The 20,462-nt window shown below is 52.7% G+C and carries 23 protein-coding genes; 14 read left to right on the top strand and 9 right to left on the bottom strand.

Going from position 1 to position 20,462, the window contains the following annotated elements:
- Positions 1-216 precede the first annotated feature (216 nt).
- From flhC to B6A39_RS00520, 7 genes are all read right to left on the bottom strand, one after another.
- Positions 217-741, bottom strand: coding sequence for a flagellar transcriptional regulator FlhC (flhC, locus tag B6A39_RS00550; RefSeq protein WP_009723971.1), 525 nt, complete (start codon positions 739-741; stop codon positions 217-219).
- Complete coding sequence (gene flhD, locus B6A39_RS00545) at positions 738-1,070, bottom strand: flagellar transcriptional regulator FlhD (RefSeq protein ID WP_083000339.1); 333 nt, start codon at positions 1,068-1,070, stop codon at positions 738-740. The genes flhC and flhD overlap by 4 nt, the downstream gene beginning before the upstream one ends.
- A 103-nt stretch (positions 1,071-1,173) precedes the next feature.
- Positions 1,174-1,467 carry an EscU/YscU/HrcU family type III secretion system export apparatus switch protein gene (locus B6A39_RS00540; RefSeq protein WP_156886243.1) on the bottom strand — a complete coding sequence of 98 codons (294 nt, stop codon included), beginning with the start codon at positions 1,465-1,467 and terminating at the stop codon, positions 1,174-1,176.
- Positions 1,451-2,683, bottom strand: a complete 1,233-nt coding sequence (locus B6A39_RS00535; protein ID WP_083000334.1) for a flagellar hook-length control protein FliK — start codon at positions 2,681-2,683, stop codon at positions 1,451-1,453. The genes B6A39_RS00540 and B6A39_RS00535 overlap by 17 nt, the downstream gene beginning before the upstream one ends.
- Complete coding sequence (gene fliT, locus B6A39_RS00530; RefSeq protein ID WP_083000332.1) at positions 2,680-3,087, bottom strand: flagellar protein FliT; 408 nt, start codon at positions 3,085-3,087, stop codon at positions 2,680-2,682. The genes B6A39_RS00535 and fliT overlap by 4 nt, the downstream gene beginning before the upstream one ends.
- Before the next feature lie 8 nt (positions 3,088-3,095).
- Complete coding sequence (gene fliS, locus B6A39_RS00525) at positions 3,096-3,512, bottom strand: flagellar export chaperone FliS (protein WP_083000330.1); 417 nt, start codon at positions 3,510-3,512, stop codon at positions 3,096-3,098.
- Positions 3,513-3,708: 196 nt separating this feature from the next.
- Positions 3,709-5,400, bottom strand: a complete 1,692-nt coding sequence (locus tag B6A39_RS00520) for an HD domain-containing phosphohydrolase (RefSeq protein ID WP_083000328.1) — start codon at positions 5,398-5,400, stop codon at positions 3,709-3,711.
- Positions 5,401-5,630: 230 nt separating this feature from the next.
- Here B6A39_RS00520 and B6A39_RS00515 point away from each other — a divergent pair, with 230 nt between their 5' ends.
- Positions 5,631-6,014: a flagellar protein FlaG gene (locus B6A39_RS00515; protein WP_083000326.1), complete on the top strand. Its 384-nt coding sequence runs from the start codon at positions 5,631-5,633 to the stop codon at positions 6,012-6,014.
- A 134-nt stretch (positions 6,015-6,148) separates the two neighbouring features.
- Here B6A39_RS00515 and fliE read toward each other — a convergent pair whose 3' ends face one another.
- On the bottom strand, positions 6,149-6,475 hold the full coding sequence (gene fliE, locus B6A39_RS00510; RefSeq protein ID WP_083000323.1) for a flagellar hook-basal body complex protein FliE: 327 nt from the start codon (positions 6,473-6,475) through the stop codon (positions 6,149-6,151).
- A 257-nt stretch (positions 6,476-6,732) separates the two neighbouring features.
- On the opposite strand from fliE, the gene fliF reads away from it, so the two are divergent.
- From fliF to fliR, 13 genes are all read left to right on the top strand, one after another.
- On the top strand, positions 6,733-8,496 hold the full coding sequence (gene fliF / locus B6A39_RS00505) for a flagellar basal-body MS-ring/collar protein FliF (RefSeq protein ID WP_083000321.1): 1,764 nt from the start codon (positions 6,733-6,735) through the stop codon (positions 8,494-8,496).
- Positions 8,489-9,496: a flagellar motor switch protein FliG gene (gene fliG, locus B6A39_RS00500; protein WP_009723982.1), complete on the top strand. Its 1,008-nt coding sequence runs from the start codon at positions 8,489-8,491 to the stop codon at positions 9,494-9,496. The genes fliF and fliG overlap by 8 nt, the downstream gene beginning before the upstream one ends.
- Positions 9,489-10,256: a flagellar assembly protein FliH gene (fliH, locus tag B6A39_RS00495; protein WP_083007818.1), complete on the top strand. Its 768-nt coding sequence runs from the start codon at positions 9,489-9,491 to the stop codon at positions 10,254-10,256. The genes fliG and fliH overlap by 8 nt, the downstream gene beginning before the upstream one ends.
- A 40-nt stretch (positions 10,257-10,296) precedes the next feature.
- Positions 10,297-11,685, top strand: coding sequence for a flagellar protein export ATPase FliI (fliI, locus tag B6A39_RS00490; protein ID WP_083000318.1), 1,389 nt, complete (start codon positions 10,297-10,299; stop codon positions 11,683-11,685).
- A 2-nt stretch (positions 11,686-11,687) separates the two neighbouring features.
- Complete coding sequence (gene fliJ, locus B6A39_RS00485; RefSeq protein WP_083000316.1) at positions 11,688-12,140, top strand: flagellar export protein FliJ; 453 nt, start codon at positions 11,688-11,690, stop codon at positions 12,138-12,140.
- A gap of 23 nt (positions 12,141-12,163) precedes the next feature.
- Positions 12,164-14,482, top strand: coding sequence for a flagellar hook-length control protein FliK (locus tag B6A39_RS00480; RefSeq protein ID WP_083000313.1), 2,319 nt, complete (start codon positions 12,164-12,166; stop codon positions 14,480-14,482).
- A gap of 168 nt (positions 14,483-14,650) precedes the next feature.
- A complete protein-coding gene (fliL, locus tag B6A39_RS00475) occupies positions 14,651-15,127 on the top strand; it encodes a flagellar basal body-associated protein FliL (RefSeq protein WP_083000310.1) in 477 nt (158 codons plus the stop codon).
- Between the two features lie 20 nt (positions 15,128-15,147).
- On the top strand, positions 15,148-16,203 hold the full coding sequence (fliM, locus tag B6A39_RS00470; protein ID WP_009723988.1) for a flagellar motor switch protein FliM: 1,056 nt from the start codon (positions 15,148-15,150) through the stop codon (positions 16,201-16,203).
- The gene (fliN, locus tag B6A39_RS00465; protein ID WP_083000308.1) at positions 16,200-16,718 is read left to right on the top strand and encodes a flagellar motor switch protein FliN; all 519 of its coding nucleotides are present in this window, start codon (positions 16,200-16,202) and stop codon (positions 16,716-16,718) included. Before fliM ends, fliN begins: the two co-directional genes overlap by 4 nt.
- Positions 16,715-17,167: a flagellar biosynthetic protein FliO gene (gene fliO, locus B6A39_RS00460; RefSeq protein WP_083000305.1), complete on the top strand. Its 453-nt coding sequence runs from the start codon at positions 16,715-16,717 to the stop codon at positions 17,165-17,167. The genes fliN and fliO overlap by 4 nt, the downstream gene beginning before the upstream one ends.
- 8 nt (positions 17,168-17,175) lie before the next feature.
- A complete protein-coding gene (gene fliP, locus B6A39_RS00455; RefSeq protein ID WP_083000303.1) occupies positions 17,176-17,943 on the top strand; it encodes a flagellar type III secretion system pore protein FliP in 768 nt (255 codons plus the stop codon).
- 28 nt (positions 17,944-17,971) lie between these two features.
- Complete coding sequence (gene fliQ / locus B6A39_RS00450; RefSeq protein WP_038480153.1) at positions 17,972-18,241, top strand: flagellar biosynthesis protein FliQ; 270 nt, start codon at positions 17,972-17,974, stop codon at positions 18,239-18,241.
- A 4-nt stretch (positions 18,242-18,245) separates the two neighbouring features.
- Positions 18,246-19,037 (top strand): flagellar biosynthetic protein FliR, encoded by a 792-nt coding sequence (gene fliR / locus B6A39_RS00445; RefSeq protein ID WP_083000300.1) that lies wholly within the window; start codon positions 18,246-18,248, stop codon positions 19,035-19,037.
- Between the two features lie 163 nt (positions 19,038-19,200).
- On the opposite strand, the gene flgL is transcribed toward fliR, so the two are convergent.
- A complete protein-coding gene (gene flgL / locus B6A39_RS00440) occupies positions 19,201-20,454 on the bottom strand; it encodes a flagellar hook-associated protein FlgL (protein WP_083000298.1) in 1,254 nt (417 codons plus the stop codon).
- Positions 20,455-20,462: the final 8 nt, after the last annotated feature.

The raw sequence follows: 20,462 nt of genomic DNA, 5'->3' as shown, positions 1-20,462 counted from the left end.
TGCGGTATCAGTTTTTATATCAAGGGAACGCTATTTCCGTGTTTCAAAAAGAAGACACAGAAAAGTCCCGCTCCACGCGTTTCTTAGCGATAGCATACGCAGACGTAGGCAGTTTTAATGAAAAAGTACCAACCCATTTTGGTGCTATCTATGCGTTAAAGACGCATTTTATTGGTTATATGCTTACCCGCTGCGGGCGTGACAATTTTTAATCTTTCAGCATCGCGCCTTGCGCGTTTTGCCAGCTCGCGAGGGAGGCTGGCAAATACCGCAAACATAATCATGAGCGGGGCTATGTGCATGCGCGACAAAGTGCCCTTCACAACGTGTGCACGTATTGAGCTGCAGCAGGTCACTTTCAAAAAATCGTACCAGTGTCCACGCCCGGGTAAGGCCCAGCACGGGCTCGACACTTTCAAGATTTATCTGCTCTTCATACAGACGGTAAGCTTTGACAAAGGCATCAATACGCTCACAGCAGGTATTTTTTTGTACGCTGTTATAAATGTTATAAAACAGCGACGAATGCACGTTTGGCAGCCACGTTACGAACCAGTCTGCTGAAAAAGGCAGCATGCCCTTAGGTGGCGACATTCCCCGCACTTCCTTGTACAACTTAATCAAACGCGTGCGACTAAGGTCTGTCTCTGTCTCGAGTACTTGTAAACGTGCACCTAATTCAATCAGCTCTATGGCCAGCTGTACTTGGTGCATTTCATCAACCAAGCTTTTCTGGCTCACTCTGATTCTCCTGCTGGTAACGCCTCAAACGCTTCGCAAGCCGACAATAATGAGGCATGCAGTCCTGAAAGCCCTTGATCCCGAGGGTTTTGGGTGATTTTGCGCAGTTGATGGACGCTCGTTTGGCTAAGCCTGCATATCAGCTGATTATTGCGTGCCAGTTTCGTCAACTGCCGTGCATTTAGTGACACCAGCAGATCGGCAAGCTCGCTGTCTACTTTTAAGCGAAACATCGCTGCCTCACGGTCTTCGACCAATAAGCGCTGCGCGAGAAGCAAATACGCTAAGTTAATTTCTTGAATTTCATCGAGAAAGCTTGTTTGACTCATAGTGTTCCATCGAACGGCATGGGCGTTTCATTATGACTTTATACTGACGCCTTAAAGGTTTTTAACATTTCCCGGTCATGGTTACATACAACGTTTGTATTGGCTACCGACGCTCTTGACGGGGAGTTAACCCTTCTTCGGATAACTCGAATACCCATACAAGCAGCTCCGCAACCACCTGATATAAACTTGCGGGTATCTCGGCATCGAGATCTAACTGCATAAGCAGTGCCACAAGCTCAGGTGCATCGTGCACATAAATACCTTGGCGCTGGGCCTCCGCCATAATTCGCTCTGCCAACTCGCCGTAACCTTTAGCAATCACCCGGGGCGCTTGCTCTTTATCTTGATAGGCTAGCGCGACGGCTTGGCGACGATGTTCACCCGAGGTTGCCATCATGGCTCTCCACGGTGGCATAGTGCGCTTTCACCTGAACACTGCGAAAATCTAATGCCTGAAGGCGATTTTCTAAACGCTCAAGCCCTTGCTCCAGAGACTGGTAAGTCGATGCAGTATCCGTAGTCAGATCAATGCTTAACACTGACTGGTAAAGCCTGAGCGATGCACTAAATGCACCCAGGTTCGGCACATCGAGCTGCATATCTGACTGCCAGCCCTCATCACCTTCTGCTCCTTGCTGGGCGCTTTCGCGATCATCTTCCCGAGCGGGCATATGAATGACTAATGCCATAAAAATACCGGCCCAAACATCACCTTCCCAGCGAATAACTGGCATCACAAGCATATCAAGCTGCTGACGTACTAGGCTCTGCAAGCTTTCATGCACAATCTCACGGCTACCGCGCACCAGAGAACTGTCCTCCATTGCGCGTGCGCTTGCCATATCAATAGTGGCAGAAGTACTCACAGAGGCATTGGCAGGCACACTGTCACGCTGCGCGCCTGCTGGCAACGTATTATCCATTGGCATAAGCGCGGTCGAACGCACCAAACCAGCTTGATCATTTGCAACAGGTATCAGCAGCGAATTCGGCAATATGGCAACGTTTGTATTGCCCGCACCCAATGTGGCATTTGCCGCAAAAGGAGGCATTACAAATGTGGCTAGACTGGCAGGCAGTAAAGGTCGTGGACCTGGCTGCATCTGCGGCTCTCGCAGCAACTGTTGTCGAGAAGACTCTCCTTGAAACCATCGCTTTAAATGAGATTCGTAAAACAGGCCGCTATCACGAACGCTGCTTTCTAACCGAGTTGCCAGCGCCACAGTAGAGGGCGCTTCCTGCAACCCCATCAATGGCGCTTGAGGGCGTATCATCGCGGGGGGCGCGGGAAAGCGCAGCAATACATCAGCGATGGTGCGGGCTGCCGGGCTAAAGTGTGTTTGCGTCGAGCCTAGTGGTGCGCTGGCTGCCTCTCCCTTAGCAGCGGGAAGCCGCTGCCCGTCAAGCGAGGAAGGTAGCCGTCTAAGATCATCAAGCGGTGATGATAGCGGGCGTCCATCCAGGCTTGAATCGCCTTGCAGCGCGCGCGGCCCCTCGCCCGGTGGTATCGGCTGCACGGGCGCATTTAGCGGACGTTGGGACAACTCGCCGCCCTTGCGCCCAAGCACTTGGTGCATGAGCGTATCGATCAGTGGCGTAATGCCACTCACGTTAGCCCCTTCTCCTGGCCGCTATCGGAATCGAAGAGCGCAGTTTCACCTTGCTGAGGTGCATAAGCACGATGCAGACTTCGCTGGCGCTGGGAAACGCCTATCAGCTTGCCCAACTCATCCCGCCTAGCCACCAAACGACGGCGAATTTCAACATCATGCTCGAGAATGCTCTCCAGCAACTCCGCCTTTCGCTTACGAGCATCATCATCAAGAACGGTCTCGCCATCGCGCTTACGCAGCGCTTCAACTGACATCACGTAGTGGGTACGCTGTTCGATAAGCTCTGCCCACTGCTCTGCATTCGCGAGCTCGTGCATTTTTGTCACACAGGTGAGTAGCTTGGCGTACGCATCAATGAGCGCTTGCTGGGCATTTTCACGAGCAGTTTCAGAAGCCGACATGCTTTGCCTCACGCACTTTGCTGTTGACCGATTTCACGCCATGCAGAGGCGATGTCTTCAAGCAAACGTTCTGCTTGGTTGAGGCTGTCTTCATCATTTCGAAGGTTAGCGGCTAATAATAAGCGGGAAATATAGTCATAAAGAGAGGCAAGGCGCTCAGCAATATCGCCTCCTTTCTCTTGATCCAGCGCAGCCGTCAGACCATTGTTGATAATATCCAATGCCTTGGAAATCGACTTTCCCTTTTCAGCCGTGTGGCCTGCCTGCATATGAATACGCGCCGCACGGATGGCTGCCTGAGCACCATCAAACAGCATTACAATGAGCTGATGGGGATCAGCTGACATAACGCCGCTTTCCACGCCAACGCGGGCGTAGGCATTGGCACCTCGGCCATAAGCAGCGCCACCGCGAGAGTATGTCATAAGCGGGCTCTCCTTTATTAATGTGAACAACAGCTACACAATCAACGACTCACGCTGTTTTTCGTTAGCTGTTTCTCGTTCAAAATCGAGCTTATTGACTCGGCTATAACTATTATCGGCGTCTGACTAGTAGACTTTAATGTTTACCTTACTTTTCGCTCAGAAAATTTCGCTCTCTTTGCCAATCAGTAAACGTCTACGTAGACACCGCGACTTCTCGTGTTGGCTTACCCAACCTTTCTAGAACATCCCCACGCAGCGTGTTGCCCAAGGTCTCGCGCATGGGCGACGCCGCCTGACGAGTCAACGCCACTTCAGCCGGCGCACCCTGCTCGTCAAGGCGAATAATCCAAGCCATTTGTTCACTGGAAAAATGCGCCAGCGACCCCACGGGCAGTGGTTTGAAATGTTCGATATAGCGCTTGGTCCAGCGAGGATCAAATTGATGAGGGTGGCTCAGCAAATGACGATAAATTTGCTGTACCGTTTTCGCGGGTCGGTCAGCGCGATCACGTCGCATCGCTTCTACCACATCGACCACTGCACTCGCCTTCGCTAGCTCGTTAATATCATTGCCAGTTAAACCATCAGGATAGCCACTACCATCCAGCCGTTCATTAATACCGCCAATCACCGCTTGGGCAACGGCAGCAGAAAGCCACTGGCAGTGCTGAAGACGATCTAACAGCAACGCCACATGTTCACTCATGGCTTGGCGATGAGTGGCTTCGAATTGTGGCGCCTTAAACAGTATTTGCGGAACGAGCGCTTTACCAAGATCGTGTACTAAGCCACTCGCTACAATCGCTTTGCGCACATCGCGAGGCATATTTGAACCGACTAGGTCGAGCAAATGTACGGCGACTGCAATCCCATGACGAACCAAAAGCGGCTCTGGCGACAAGCAGCGCGTCGCAAACAGCAGCGCCTCTCGGTCTTCTTCATGAAGCAACAAAAGACGGTCTGCATTACGTGATAGCTGCCGAGAATCAATATCACTGCCTTGCTGTAAAAGCAGCAGTTGAGCATCCAGGTAAGCTGCTATTTTCACTAAACGCCGCGCCATTGGCGTTGCATAGCGGCGAATATCACGCCGTCCGACATGCTCATTGCCTGTCTCACGCTTACCAAGCTGCTCGAACAACGGCGATGGCTGACGATCATCCTGCGCTTCTTTTTTATAGCGGGCGGCTTCTCGCTCAATTTCACAGACAAAATACCAAATTTGCCGCTCTTGCTCGGAGGTGCAATTCGTAAAACGGAAGCCCACGCGCAATAAATGCCGTTCAGGATCAGTTTTTTGATGGCGCGGCACCCCGTGTACTTCAAAATAAGTGCCATCTGGAAACGTAAAGGCAAGCGTCAGCGACAGGTCTGCTTCCGCCAACACGCCACTGGCGGTCAGCGGCAACTCTATTTGGCAACCATCTTGGGAAAGGTCGCGTAGCTCGCCGTGAACCCCATCACCACGTTCACCACATATTGAAGCGGGCACGACCATGCCTAAACGCAGCTCAGCACGAAACGATTCGCGGCGCTGAAGCACTTCCAGGGTAGCGGGGTAATCGCTACAACATAAAAAGCGCCCCCCTGCATGGCGGGTTTCAGTTAACGACAGAAGTGGCGTGCGCACCACTTTGCCTTGGGACTGGCCGCGCAGAAAAAACGTCTCACCTTGCTGCAAGCGATTTAACAAATGATCGACAGAGGATAAGTCCATCACTAGCGTCTTACCGGCGTACTGCTCCATTAACACGATAGGTTCTGGGCGTGCGTCAGCGGAGGTCAAACAAAGCGACACCCCCCCACCTTCGATCATGGTATTTAAAAGAGAGCTTACTGCGGTGGGGCTGGTAACACTTTCATATTCATCTTGTTGGACTGACATTCTCGTCTCGCTCGCTACCATGTTGTTATTGCGTTACACCCGCCAAAAGGGGGCAGAGCATATCAGAAGCTTTTGGGCTGCCGTTGTAACGACCACAGCCCTGCGCTATGCAAAAATAAAGTTTGCAGCTCCCCTGCCGATAGTAATGAAGAGGCCCATAGCTACGATTCGACGGCCTTATCACTTTGTTGCCACCACGCTGCGTGGTTTACTTTTAAAGGATTCCGTCTATGGGCCCCTTGTTAATTGATGAGCTAATATCGATAGCAACAACTCCCTATTCATCAAACAACCATCAATCAACCAATTTCCAACCAGCCAATCAACAAACATCGCTGAAGCAGACACCAAGCATTCCAGGCGTTGGCGGAGATCAAGCCGAGCTGCGCAACATAAGCAAAGAATCGCTTGCGGAGCCTATACAGCGGATCAACGAAACATTTCGGCCGCGAGGGTTGGAATTTGCACTGAGTGAGCAATCTGGGCGCGTCATCACGAAAGTCATCGACCGCGAAACCGGTGATGTTATTCGCCAAATACCGGCCGAAGAGGTACTGCTCGTCGCAGAGCGGCTGGAAGAGTTACAAGGGCGAATTATTTCTTTAGAAGCCTGATTAAGCGATAGGAGAGGTTACTTCGCTATAGCCAGTGATCTCTCTTCCTTATATCACCAGCCCATCATATTAACGGTCTTTTTCATTAGCGCTGGGCATCAGTCTTTTTAGCGACGCTAAGAAATAAGCGCCAGCTACACTTGCATATTCATTACGTCGCGATAAGCCGTCACCAGACGATTGCGCACTTGAAGTCCCATCTGAAAGGCAACGCTCGCTTTCTGCATGTCGACCATGACGTCATTCAGCTCAACATTCGGCTCACCCGCCTGAAACGCCATCGCCTTTGTATTGGCGGCCTGCTGTAAGCGATTGATACGTTGAATAGACGCCTGCAACTCACTACCAAAACTGCCTTGGCCCACCGCCGTGGCAATATGTTCACCCTTAATGGGCTGGGCTGCCTGGGTAGATAAACCTTGCATTTGTTGCAGCGCTGATTGTATAGCAGGTGAACTCATAAGCACGCCTCATCCGAAGGAAGGTGAAGTAATACCAAAAGCCTATCACTGGTAGCAGATCACTCATACGTACAAATACGCCTTAAAAGCCAACCTGTTCGTTCATTTATGCTCGACCTGCCCCAGGATAATGGCGTCCATCACAATTCCGCTTCATCTTTTTAGCGGATAACCGCGATTGACGGATATTAGCCTATGCCTTCTTTGGTGATGTGCCTGAGCCGTCATCAGTTTTGCCTGCCCTCGTGGAGGCACGCATGAGCGAAACTGGTGCTACGGCAGGCCGTCAGAATAGTACGACACAACATGCACCCCGCAGCGGAACGGCAGACAATGACACCAAAAGCCCCACGACGGCTCAGCGCACGTTAAAACAGCTGCGTGGCAACCCGTTGGTTGTGCTGTTGGTCGCTGCTGCAGCTTCTATTGCGATTATTGCCGCGCTTTTCATGTGGGCCAGCAGTCCTGAATACCGGGTTCTGTATAGCAACCTGAATGAAGCCGATGGTGGTCGCATTATTGCGGAGCTGGACAGCCGCGGCGTTCCTTATCAGTTTAGCGAGGGCGGCCAAGCGCTGTTAATCCCAAGCGAACAGGTGCACACGCTAAGGTTACAACTTGCTGAGCAAGGACTCCCCCGTGGCGGCAACTTGGGCTTTGAGCTGATGGAGAACCAAGCCTTCGGTATCAGCCAGTTTGCTGAACAAGTTAACTTTCAACGTGGCCTTGAAGGAGAGCTGTCTCGCTCCATTGAATCGCTGGGCCCCGTCGATAAAGTTCGCGTTCACCTTTCGATGGCCAAGCCGTCGGTCTTTATTCGTGATCGCGAGCCCGCCAAGGCTTCGGTGGTACTGACGATGCTGCCTGGGCGTGTTCTGGGCGAGGGGCAAGTCAGCGCCATCGTCCATATGGTATCCAGTAGTGTTCCCGAGCTGGCACCGGAAGACGTCACCATTGTGGATCAAAATGGTCGCCTGCTGTCGTCTACAGCGTCGCAAGGAAACGACCTGGATGGCTCTCAGCTTGCCTATATCGCAGAAGTTGAACGCTCCTATCAGCGTCGTATCGAAAATATTTTGTCTCCCATTCTTGGAAACGACAACGTACGCGCCCAGGTAGCGGCACAGATCGACTTTTCTCGCCGCGAGCAGACTTCAGAGCGCTATGCACCCAACCAGGCCCCCAATGAGTCTGCGGTTCGCAGCCGTCAGCTTAGTCTGTCGTACGATGGCGAGGATCCTCTGGCAACAGGTATTCCAGGGGCATTAAGTAACACTCCTCCCGGTGTAGCGCCGTCGCCTATCAATCAGCCCGACGCTGATGGAGAGGATGAAGACGTACCTGAAAACGCCTTACAGAACCTGCGTCAAGAAGACGTTGTGAACTATGAAGTTGACCGCAGTATTGAGCACATTCAGCATCGCCTTGGCCAAGTAGAGCGCCTATCAGCGGCAGTTGTGGTGAACTTCCGTCGGGTTATTAATGAGGAAGGCGAAGCAGAGCAAGTTGCCCTCAGCCCAGAAGAAGTTGCTCAGCTAGAGCGCCTGGTTCAACAGGCAATGGGCTTTTCGCAAGCGCGTGGTGATCAAGTGGAAGTCGTCAATACGCCTTTCGCCAGTGTTGATGACAGCGAGTCTGACGTTGCCTGGTGGCAACAGCCGGAGATGTTGTCTATTGCCTCAACCTTGGGTCGCTATCTGCTTGTCGCCCTGGCAATTCTGCTGCTCTATCTGCTGATTCTACGGCCACTGATCAAGCGCTATACCCAGCCACCCGTAATGGCCGCCGCTATGCCCGGCAGTACGTTTAGCGCCAGTGTGGGAGGCGAAAGCGAAGAAGATGAGCAGGAGAATGAGGTATCTGCGTCCGGTGAGAACGAAGATACCTACAGCAGCAAGCCAAAACGGCGGCGCAAAACCTCGCTGTACGAACACAATCTTAACGACCTACGTGAAATGGCTCAGGAAGACCCCCGTATGGTCGCAATGATTATCCGCAGCTGGATGAACACTCATGAGTAGCCCGATTGCCGAGATGACCGGCGCGCGTAAAAGCGCCATCCTCTTGCTTGCACTGGACGAGGATAGCGCGGCAGAGGTTTTCAAGTTCCTCAGCGCCAGCGAAGTACAAGACATCAGTATGGAAATGGCCCGCTTGCATCAAGTCTCACACGAAGACATGAAAGCGGTACTGGAAGCCTTCCATAAAGAAACCGAAGAGTTTGTGGCGTTGAACCTCAACTCTAGTGAGCATATTCGCTCGGTACTCACCAAAGCACTGGGGAGCGAACGTGCCACCAGTCTCATCGAGGATATCCTCGAAACCACGGGCGGCAACTCAGGCATTGATGCACTGAATCTCATGGAAGCCTCCATGGTGTCTGAGCTGATTCGTGACGAACATCCGCAGATTATCGCCACCATCCTGGTTCATCTGGACCGGCACCAGGCGGCCGATATTCTTGAGCTGTTTGAAGAGAAGCTGCGTAACGATGTGGTATTGCGTATCGCAACGTTCAGCGGCGTTCAGCCAGCCGCGCTGCAAGAGCTAACAGAAGTTCTGACCAGCATGCTAGATGGCCAAAACCTCAAGCGCAGCAAGATGGGTGGCGTAAGGACGGCAGCCGAAATTCTCAACTTAATGAACTCGTCTCAAGAAGAAGTGGCCATCGAAACCGTTCGCTCTCACAGCGAGGACTTGGCGCAAAAAATTATCGACGAAATGTTCCTGTTCGAGAACCTACTCGACCTCGACAACCGTGCGATTCAGATGGTGCTACAGGAAGTCGAAACCAATTCCTTGGTGGTGGCCCTCAAGGGTGCCCAGGAAGCGTTGGTCGACAAGTTCCTTCGCAATATGTCGCAGCGGGCGGCGGATCTTGTTCGCGAGGATATGGAAGCCCGAGGCCCTATCCGCGTTTCACAGGTAGAAACCGAACAGAAAGCTATTTTGCAGGTAGTGCGCCGATTGGCTGATTCCGGTGAGATCGTCTTAGCAGGCGGGGACGATGAATATGTCTAACGCCAAAACACCTGAATTTGACCGCCACGGAAGTTGGCGGCGCTGGCAAATGGACGAGTTGGCTGAACAGACGACAGGTTCACAGCCGGGCGGCATACCAACGCCTTCCGCCCAACAACGCAAAGTAGAGGCAGCCAAGAAAGCAGCCGAGCAGGCGCGTCAACGTGAAGAGCAGGAACGCCAGGCACTTTATGAACGCATTCGCCAGGAAGCTGAGGAGGCGGGTTATCAGGATGGCTTAGCCCGAGGCCATCAAGAAGGTCTTGAACAAGGGCTGAACGAAGGGCGCGCCCAGGCAGAGACTGAGTTAGAGCAACACATACGTAAAACTGTGGCGCCCCTACGGTCACTCGCAAAACAGTTTTCTGATGCGCTAGAACGTATTGATGAGACGGTGGCACACGACCTCGCCGAGCTTGCCCTGGCAACCGGCAAGCAATTAGCCGCAGACGCGCTGCAAGAGAGCCCTGAGCAAATTCTTGAGATCGTTCGTGAACTACTCCACACCGAGCCACCGCTTGTAGGCCAGCAACGTCTGTGGCTTAACCCGCAAGATCATGCGTTAGTTAAAGAACATCTCGGTAGCGAGCTACAAGCGGCCAGTTGGTCGCTTCAGCCAGATGATCAGCTTGCACGTGGTGGATGCCGGATCACCAGTGCCCAAGGAGAGCTGGACGCCACGTTTGAAAGCCGCTGGCAGTCAGTTGTTGCTCAGTTACGCAAACGCCATCACAACAGTGATTCCCCATCCTCTAGTTAATACAAGGGTTGACGCAAACGTTGATGACACAGGTAATGCAATGAGCGAGGCGACTTGCCCCCACCTCTACCGCTGGCGCAAAGCACTGCACCGAACAACGCAGCGCGTTAGTCAGTTACCTCACTACCGCACCAGTGGCCGAGTGATACGTGCCACAGGCATGGTCATTGAGGTGGTTGGGTTACGCGTGGCGGTGGGGAGTGCTTGCCGCATTGAATTACCGGGTGCAGATGGCCGGTTGAACGATAGCGACAAGCATGCAGAAGCAGAAGTCGTTGGTTTTTCTGGCGACAAGCTGTTTCTTATGCCGCTAGAAGAAATTTCTGGCCTTATGCCGGGAGCCAGAGTCTCTCCGCTTAGTGATGGCAGCGGCCACAGCGCCCGACGTTTTCCGATTGGCGATGACCTACTGGGGCGAGTGCTCGATGGTAATGGCAACCCGCTAGATGACCGTGAAAGCGTTGAAGATACGCCTCGTGCAACCCTTAACGCGACGCCGCTTAACCCGCTTTCCCGGGCACCTATTGATGCCCAGATTGACGTTGGCATCCGTGCCATCAATGCATTACTGAGCGTTGGCCGTGGTCAGCGTATGGGGCTCTTTGCGGGTTCAGGGGTAGGTAAATCCGTGCTACTAGGCATGATGGCTCGCTATACCCAGGCGGATGTTATCGTGGTGGGACTTATCGGCGAGCGTGGTCGTGAAGTACAGGACTTCATCGACAACATCCTGGGGCCTGAGGGCCGCAGGCGTGCAGTGGTCGTGGCAGCGCCCGCGGATACCTCCCCGCTCCAGCGCTTACAAGGGGCCGCTTACGCGACGCGGCTGGCCGAAGGGTTTCGCGATGCGGGGCGAAACGTTCTGCTAATTATGGATTCGCTGACCCGCTACGCCATGGCACAGCGTGAAATCGCACTCGCGATTGGCGAGCCACCCGCCACCAAGGGTTATCCACCTTCGGTGTTCGCTAAGTTACCAGGGCTTGTCGAGCGTGCTGGAAACGCTGAGCGCGGCGGCGGTTCGATCACCGCTTTTTATACGGTGCTAACCGAAGGCGATGACCAGCAGGATCCTATTGCCGACTCAGCCAGGGCAATTCTTGATGGCCATATCGTGCTCTCTAGAACGCTAGCCGAAGCGGGGCACTATCCGGCCATTGATATTGAAGCCTCGATCAGTCGTGCGATGACCGCCATTAGCTCTCCTGAACAGCTTCACGAAGCCCGCACCTTTAAACAGCTTTTTTCACGCTATCAGCGCAATCGTGACTTGATCAGCGTAGGGGCTTATAGCCCAGGGCACGACCCAAGACTGGACGAGGCGGTGAACCGCTTTCCGTCATTGGAACGATTTCTTCAGCAAAATATTGATGAGTGTGCAACGCTTGAAGCATCACGCCAAGCACTGCACGCGGTAGTGGGAGGTTAGCGATGAGTCATTCACAGCTCGACATGCTGACAGGCTTAGCCCGTGATGCGCGGGATAAAGCTGGGAAATTATTGGCAGAAGAACGACAAACGCAGCAACAAACAGAAGCGCAGCTTCAATCGCTCAATCGCTATCGGGCGGAGTATGCCGAGCGTTTACAGACGGCGATGCGCGACGGCATCGACCCTGCCACCATGTACAACTATCAGCAATTTCTGGCGTCGCTGGATGCCGCCCTCAGCCGGGCACGGCAAGCGCTTGTGGCTCAGCAAAAACGTGTGCAGCAAAGTCAACAGCATTGGCAGCAGGAACAGCGTAAGCTTTCCTCCTACGATACGCTGACATCACGACGCTTATCCGAAGAGCATCGCCGCCAAGAACGTCATGAGCAAAAATCGAGTGATGACTTTGTGACTAACCGTTTAGCCCGCCAGCCGAATGATAAGGCGCATTAGCGTCGCGCCGAGGATCTGTATTTATGACTATTGAGCTATTGCTATCAATGCAGGGCCAGGGAGCTAACTCGTCAGCAAGCTCTTCTGCAGCCCCAAGCTCTCCTCGTGCGACGCAAGGCATGTTTCTCCAGGCGTTTACGCAGGCTGCAAGCTATCAGGCCCGCACACTCACTGACGCCCCGGCAGAAAACACACCCACAGTTCCACTGAGCGATATCGTTGAACAATTAGCATCACTTGATAGTGAGCTGGATGAGGAAACACTGTCGAACATAGTGGCCACAGTAAGCGCTCAGGGGCATGCTGCAGATACATTCTCTTCTGGGGCCGATAGCGTTGCGCCAACTCAAACGCTAGAAATAGCATCAGCATCGCAAGAACAAGCCAGGTCACCAGAACAAGTCTCTTCGCCACTTGCTAGCGCAGGCTCTGAGACAACCCAGACAACCAATCGAATTACTATCGAAGAAGTCGCGTCGCGCTTAGCCCTCATCGCGTCATATTCTACGCCGCCGACCGCAACCAACGTTGCGGGTAGTGCACAGCCTACTAACCCTGCGATGCCCTCAGCCGCAGCGAGCTTAAGCAAGGCGACGACCCAGACGTCACCCGACCAACTTGCGCCTGCCAACACGTTAACTGCCGCCACTTCTTTCCTTGATCGCACAACCCTTGCGATGCCTGCGGCGCTGTCTGATCGCGCGTTAGCCACAGAGCCTACTCCACTAGCACAGACACAAGGCCAAGATCACACTCAAGCACTGAACGCACATCAGCTTCCGACGGCACAAGCAGCTACTACCGTGACCACCAATAGCGACGTTTCACCTGCTAACGGCCAAGCCGCTATGCTGCCAGGCACTCCCGCTAGCGCTGCTCCGCGTGATGGGCAGGTAGCGTTAACCGGCGAAAGAGTGACCCTAACACCACAGCCGACGATACAAGCAACGGCAATGCAAACAACGGAACAGTCAGCGCTTTCCATACCAACCAGTGGAACGCCACAGGGTCGTTCACCGGCACCCAGCGCTGGCTCAGCATCCGTGATGTCGCCGTTAACTGCCAATAGCACCGCAACTGCATTGCAAGACTCCCCGGCTAGCACTGCTCCGCGAGCTGGGCAGATAGCGATAACAGGCGAAAGAGCTGTTGCAGAAACATCACGGACAACGCCACAGCCAACAGCACCACAACCAATGGCAACGCAAGCAACGGCACAGGCAGCGCTTTCCAGGACAACCAGTGAAACGCCGCAAGGTCGTTCACCAGCACCCAGCGCTGGCTCAGCAACCGTATTGCCGCCGGTAACTGCCAATAGCACCGCTGCTACATTGCAAGACACTCCCGCTAGCGCTGCTCCGCGAGATGGGCAGGTAGCGTTAATCGGCGAAAGAGTCACAGCTGAAGCGCCACGGACAGCAACACAAACATCAACCAACGCTGCTGCATCAGTCATGCCGCCGTTGCCTGCCAATAGTTCGGCCACCACACTACCCAATAATACGAGTGAGCTAGCTCAATCTTCAGTCGGCGCATTGCTAACCAGTGCTCTGACAGCCACAACACAGCAAGTAGCTGGCGTTGCCAACGCCCCACGCCCATCAAACGTTAAGGCGTTGCCAGCAGAAGCAGCGACCACGCCTGTGAACGTCTCTACACCCACGGCATCGCTGGAAACCATTCCCGCTCAGCCGTTTACGACCATGCAGCCAGGCATGCATGCGCTATCTCCGCTCAATACTGCACTAGCGCCAACGCCGACGGTGAATGCTGACGCGATGGCTGGCTTACTTGCTGAAGTAGAGACGGCGAGCGCAACCAGTGGCGCGAGCAAAGGCAGTGAGCAGGTGTTACCTGCATCGCTGACAACACAAAACCAAGCAATGCCTAACAGCCCAGCGACAGCGGCCTTAAACACGCCGCTTAACAGTCCCGCTTGGCCTTCGCAGTTAGGGCAGCAGTTAATTCAATTTGCCCAGCGTGGCGGTGAGCACCAGGTTAAAATGCAGCTTCACCCTGCTGAGCTAGGGCCATTATCGATCACGCTCAAGGTGACCGAACAGGGCACACAGGCACATTTTTTATCGTCACACGCACCTGTTCGTCAGGCTATTGAGCAAGCCATTCCTCAACTGCGTGAAGCACTTGCTGAACAGGGCATTTCATTAGGCGAAACCTCTGTGGGTGAACAGCAGAACCCGAACGAACAGACTTTTGCCCAGCAGACGCCAAGAAAAGCAGCTGGCAATCGAGGCGGTGAGCTAGGTAACGATAGCGCCCCTTCACCTACTGAGGTGGACGACCCCGGTAGCCAAGATGGTCGAGTAGATCTCTATGCTTGATGCTTAATTCTGGAATTAGCGTTAAGTGTGACGACATTGATACTCACAACATCACTTAACTAAACCAAAAGATAGGCTCATCCAATGAGCTTGTTCATTTCATCACCTGTAACAGCGTTAGGCATAATGCTTGGCTAGTGTTACGGGTGAAATTTATGGGAACAGCAAATGGCAGAAGCAAGCGGCGGGTCTAAAAAACTGCTTTGGATAATGATTGTATTGGTACTGCTTTCGTCGGCAGGTGCCGCGGCAGCTATTTATTTAGTGCTGGATCAGCGCGGCGGAAATACTGGAAACGACGAAGCACAGCAAGAAGTCGAGCATGTACCGCCTGTTTTCACACGTATTGACCCGTTTACTGTCAATCTGGCAGATGATCGTTATGGCTCTCGCTTGCTTTATACCGGCATTACGCTTCGGGTTGGCAACGAGCAAAGTAAGGCGATTATTGAAGAACACATGCCTCAGGTGCGTAGTCGCTTGCTGATTTTATTATCAGGCAAACAGGCTAATGAATTAACGTCCATTGAGGGTAAAGAAGAGCTGGCTCAAGCAATCATCAGCCGCTTGAACGTCCCGCTTACCGAAAACCAGCCCCCACTAGACTTACGGGAAGTGCTGTTTACCGAATTCATTGTGCAATAACCCGGGAACTGGAGCCGTTCATGTCACAGGACGATCTACTGTCCCAGGAAGAAATTGATGCCTTACTCAAGGGCGTCAGTGGAGATGATGAGCCTGCGGCTCCGTCATCGTCCACACAAGAGGAAGTCCGTGTTCGCCCTTACGATCCCTCGACACAACATCGAGTAATTCGTGAGCGTTTACACGCCTTAGACTTTATTAACGAGCGCTTTGCACGCTACTTCCGCAATGGTCTATTCAACTTAATACGGCGCAGTGCCGATATCACCGTTGAATCGGTACGCTACCAGAGCTTTAGCGACTTTTCGCGCAATGTTCCGGTACCCACTAACTTGAACCTGGTGTCAATGAAACCGCTACGCGGGTCGGCACTTGTGGTCTTTCCACCTAACCTAGTGTTTATGGTGGTAGATAACCTGTTTGGCGGCGACGGCCGCTTCGTGACGAAATCGGATGGCCGTGAATTCACGAATACCGAGCAGCGTATTATTCAACGCCTGCTCAACTTGGCTATTGATGCCTACCAAGAAGCGTGGAAAGTTGTTTATCCGTTAGAGGTGTTTTTTTTACGCTCCGAAGTGCAATCCAAGTTTGCCAACATCACCAATTCCCCCAACGAGATTGTGGTGAACACCAAGTTCAATATTGAAGTGGGCAACCTGTCGAGCAACTTCCAGATTTGCATGCCCTACGCCATGATTGAACCGCTTAGGGATTTGCTCGCCAATCCGATTAATGACAGCAACCATGACCACGATGGCACATGGTCGCGGCGCATGGCGAACGAGCTTCGCCAATCAGAAGTTGAGTTAGTCGCTGAATTTGCACAAATACCAAGCCGTATAGCCCACGTAATGGGGCTTAAAAAAGGCGATGTATTGCCCATGGATATTCCCAACACGATCACCGCTCGTGTCGACGGTGTCCCGGTGATGGAGTGCGAGTACGGGAGCCAACAGCAGCAACGCGCATTGCGCGTGCTGCGTATGATCGACCATGCCGCTATGAATAACCTATCGTCCAAGGACTTTATTAAAGGTTCAACGCGACAGAAAGCCAAGGAACCCAAAGCATGACTGATCCAAATAAACCCGATCAAAAGGTCTCTGATGATGATTGGGCGGACGCCATGTCTGAGCAAGAAGAACCCAGTTCGAGTGCCGATACCGCAGGTGAGGAAGACCCATGGGCAGCGGCCATGGCCGAGCAAGAAGCCGCCGAGGAAGCAGATACCTCAAGCAGCGAGCCTGAGCCAGAAGCGCCTGTTGCAAAACCAGCGAGCGATGAAGTATTTCGCCCGTTAAGTGCTGAAAGTGGCCATGCCGAGTCTCGCGACTTGGAAATGATCATGGACATCCCGGTCAAGCTAACGGTGGAGCTAGGCCGTACGAAGCTGACCATCAAGCAACTACTTGAGCTTGCCCAGGGGTCGGTGATTGAGTTAGAAGGTCTCGCTGGTGAGCCCATGGATATTTTGATCAATGGCTATTTAATCGCCCAAGGGGAAGTGGTTGTGGTGGATGATAAGTACGGCATTCGCATCACAGAGATTATTACCCCCTCTGAGCGCATCCATAAACTCAACCGATGAGCGTCGCTTCCTCTTCTTCATCAAGCACCTCACTTGATGCCATAAGCGGCAGCGGTGATGCCTTAATAGGCATGGCAGCACTCGGCAAAACAGCAGCGGCGCTCGCTCTGGTCATTGCCATTATTTTGCTGTGCACAGCGGTACTGAAACGCTGGCAAACCGCCCGTCATGAACATGGTGCCCACTTAAAAATTGTGGGCAACACCGCGGTAGGCAACCGCGAGCGCATTGTCGTGGTTGAGATAGAGGACACTTGGCTGGTCGTCGGCGTTAGTAATGGGCGGATAACGAAACTCCATGAACGTCCTGTGCCGACCGATCGCCCCACCTCGTCGCCCGCCGAGGCTCCTTCGCGGTTTTCCCAGCGTTTAGCCCAGGCACTCGCCACCAGCCGAGGCAAACGCGATGCCGAACCCCCTACCGCCTCCGATTCAAACCACACACCATGAGATTCGAGATGTATTTCGCTTGGCCTTATGGGCGGCGTTGGTGGCTAATACTTGCCACGATCGCCTGCTGCTTATTTGTTCTACCTGCTCATGCACAGCAGCTTCCTGGACTGGTTTCTCAGCCTTTGGATAATGGTGGTCAGCAGTGGTCGCTGTCGTTACAAACGCTGCTATTTTTAAGCTCTCTGGCTTTTTTGCCAGCCATGCTACTCATGATGACCAGTTTTACGCGCATCATTATTGTACTTAGCTTGCTTAGAACAGCCATGGGTACCCAGGCAACACCGCCGAACCAGGTTTTATTAGGTATCGCGCTTTTCTTGACGTTTTTTATTATGTCGCCTGTCTTAAACCAAGTGTACGACACCGCTTGGATGCCGCTCACTAATGAAACGATCAATTTTGAAGAGTTCTTACTGCGGGCTCAGCAACCGTTCCGTGAATTCATGCTCGCCCAAACCCGCGAGCCTGATTTAGCGCTGTTTGTTCGTTTAGCAGATGTAGGCCCAATGCAAGGTCCCGAAGAGCTGCCCATGCGGGTATTACTACCTGCCTTTGTCACCAGTGAGCTTAAAACTGCGTTTCAGATTGGATTTACTATTTTCATTCCCTTTCTGATTATCGACTTAGTGGTTGCAAGTACACTGATGGCGCTTGGCATGATGATGGTGCCACCGATCACGATTTCACTGCCCTTCAAGCTCATGCTGTTTGTATTGGTCGATGGCTGGCAGTTGATTATTGGCTCGCTAGCAGAAAGCTTTTACATGATTTGAGCGTCGCGTTCAGCGACCAGGAGTATCCATGACCCCGGAAATGGTGATGAGCATTGCTTACCAAGGCATGCGGGTAACGCTTTTTCTTGCAGGCCCTATGCTGCTGGCCGCCCTTTTCACCGGCCTTATCATTAGCTTGTTCCAGGCAGCGACCCAAATAAATGAAATGACGCTGACCTTCATTCCCAAAATATTAGCCGTATTTGCCGTCCTGGTACTTGCCGGGCCCTGGCTAATTGGTTTGATCACCGACTTCACGCATCGCCTCTTCTCCAATATTCCCAGCATGGTGATGTAACGCCATGGTGGAGGTGACGTTCGCCCAGCTACAGGCGTGGTTAGTGGCTTTCCTTTGGCCATTTACGCGCATTACTGCCTTTATGGCGGCCTCGCCTCTATGGGGCCATTCCAGCGTTCCGAATCAGGCCAAGGTGGCGCTGGCGGCTATCATTGCTATTGTCATTGCCCCTATATTGCCTGCTATGCCTAATGTTCCCATCATGTCGTGGGCAAGCCTGGGCATCATGATTGAGCAACTCTTGATAGGCGTTGCTATTGGCTTAGTCATGCATATTATTTTCGCCGTGGTTCAGGCTGCCGGGGAGTTTATCGGCTTGCAGATGGGCTTGGCGTTTGCCAGCTTTTTCGATATGTCGAGCGGCACCAATATCATGGTGCTATCGCGTATCCTTTATATGATTACGTTGTTGATGTTTCTTGCCATGAATGGCCACCTGATGGTGTTAGAAACATTGATAATGAGTTTTGAAACGCTACCTATCGGCATTGGTGCCTTAAACCCGAATGCGTTTGAGCTGCTGGCGCGCTATGCGGGAACTATTTTTGCTTCCGGTATGCTGCTTGCGCTACCGCTGGTCGGTTCACTGTTGATCATTAACTTAGCGCTCGGCATTCTTAACCGCTCAGCACCACAGCTGACGGTATTCAATATCGGCTTCCCCGCCTCGTTAACTGTTGGGCTGATCCTGTTGATGGTGTTAATGACAGATATCGGCCGCTTTTTACAACAGCTCTTTAGCCAGGGCCTGGCATTTATGCAGAGCTTGATCGAGACCATGGCGCCGTTAGGCTAGTGTTCAAAGTACTAATTTTTTAAATGCTGTTTTTTTAAATTCTGGGCTTTTTAAAAAAAAGAGCTGTGAAACGCACCTGCAAAAAGGCCCCAACCCTAAGCTTACCGCTAGAGGTTGGGGCCTTTTTTAATGCGACCTCATGAGTTACTAAAGAGTGGCCGTTTTACATATAGTCGAACAACGACATGCCTCTAATATCGACGAATGCTTTCTGAGCCGCCTGAAGGCCTACTTGCCGCAGACTATATTCAGAAATCGCTTCGGCGTAATCCAAATCGACCAAGTCAGACAGGGTTTGCTCATAGTTAAGCTTTCGGTTGCTGCCTACCGCATCAATCACATCCAGCTCATTCAGCCGAGCACCCGCAGAAGCACGAACGGTCAACACGTTATCGAGCGCATTATCAAGATCACGCATCGACGTATTCAGCGTATTGCGCAACGCCGCTTTTTCCGCGGTGCTTTGGGCAGGCGTTTCTAGTACGCTAATTGCTGCTTCCATGGTGCGAAACAGATCCGCACCACGCTGCTCACTGCCCGCCTGGGCAATCAGGATTTCATCATCAGGCTCGGCGCTGCCGGTAAGTGTGACATTAATCCCACCAAAACTAAGTTGCTGACCGTCGCCGACATATTCACCACTAGCCACCAAATCAGCAGCGTCTTCCTGCCAGGCGCCGTCGCTAAAACGTTGCACTTGATAGCTGATGCCGCTATCCAGCGCTGCATCTTCACTGAACACGACACGGTAGCTGTCGCCATAGCCTGGATCGTTAACATCCGTAAGCTGAGGACCGTTGAAGGTAACGCCCCCCTGGTTTCCTGCATTGGCTTCAGCGATATAGCCAGCACCGCTGGGGACGCCCTGAAAAATCGTGGCGCCATTTTCAGCAACGGGCATCAAACGCGAGGCATCGACACGTTGCAGGCGTGAACTGTTATCACCGTTATATTCCACATTGCCGTCTGCCGATTTAACAAACGGCGGGGCGTTATCTTTATAGCCGCCGAATAAGTAGCGGCCATTGCCATCAGTGGCATTCGCCTGCCCCAGCATCGTTTCGTAAATGCCTTTTAGATCACTGGCAATGGACTCACGATCCACATCGCTTAGCGTATCGCTAGAGGCTTGAATCAACAGCGTTTTAGCACTAGTAACGGCATCACTGACACTGTTAAGAATGCTCTCAGTTTGCGACAGTGAATTTCGTGCCGAAACCCGAGAGTCTGAAAACTGCTGGTTCATCGCTCTGGATTGATCAACGCCGACAGCGCGTGATGCTGCCTGCGGATCATCGGAAGGATTAACCACGCGACGGCCACTGGCAATTTGCTGACTAACTTTCAAAAAGTCACTTTGCTGACGGTTAATAGAAGCCGTGCTCTGCTCAAACATGGTGACCGTACTAATACGCATCGCCTAAG

The sequence above is a fragment of the Halomonas sp. GT genome (genome assembly GCF_002082565.1).
In the GTDB taxonomy this organism is placed as follows: domain Bacteria; phylum Pseudomonadota; class Gammaproteobacteria; order Pseudomonadales; family Halomonadaceae; genus Vreelandella.
This window is presented reverse-complemented; position numbering and strand designations above follow the sequence as displayed.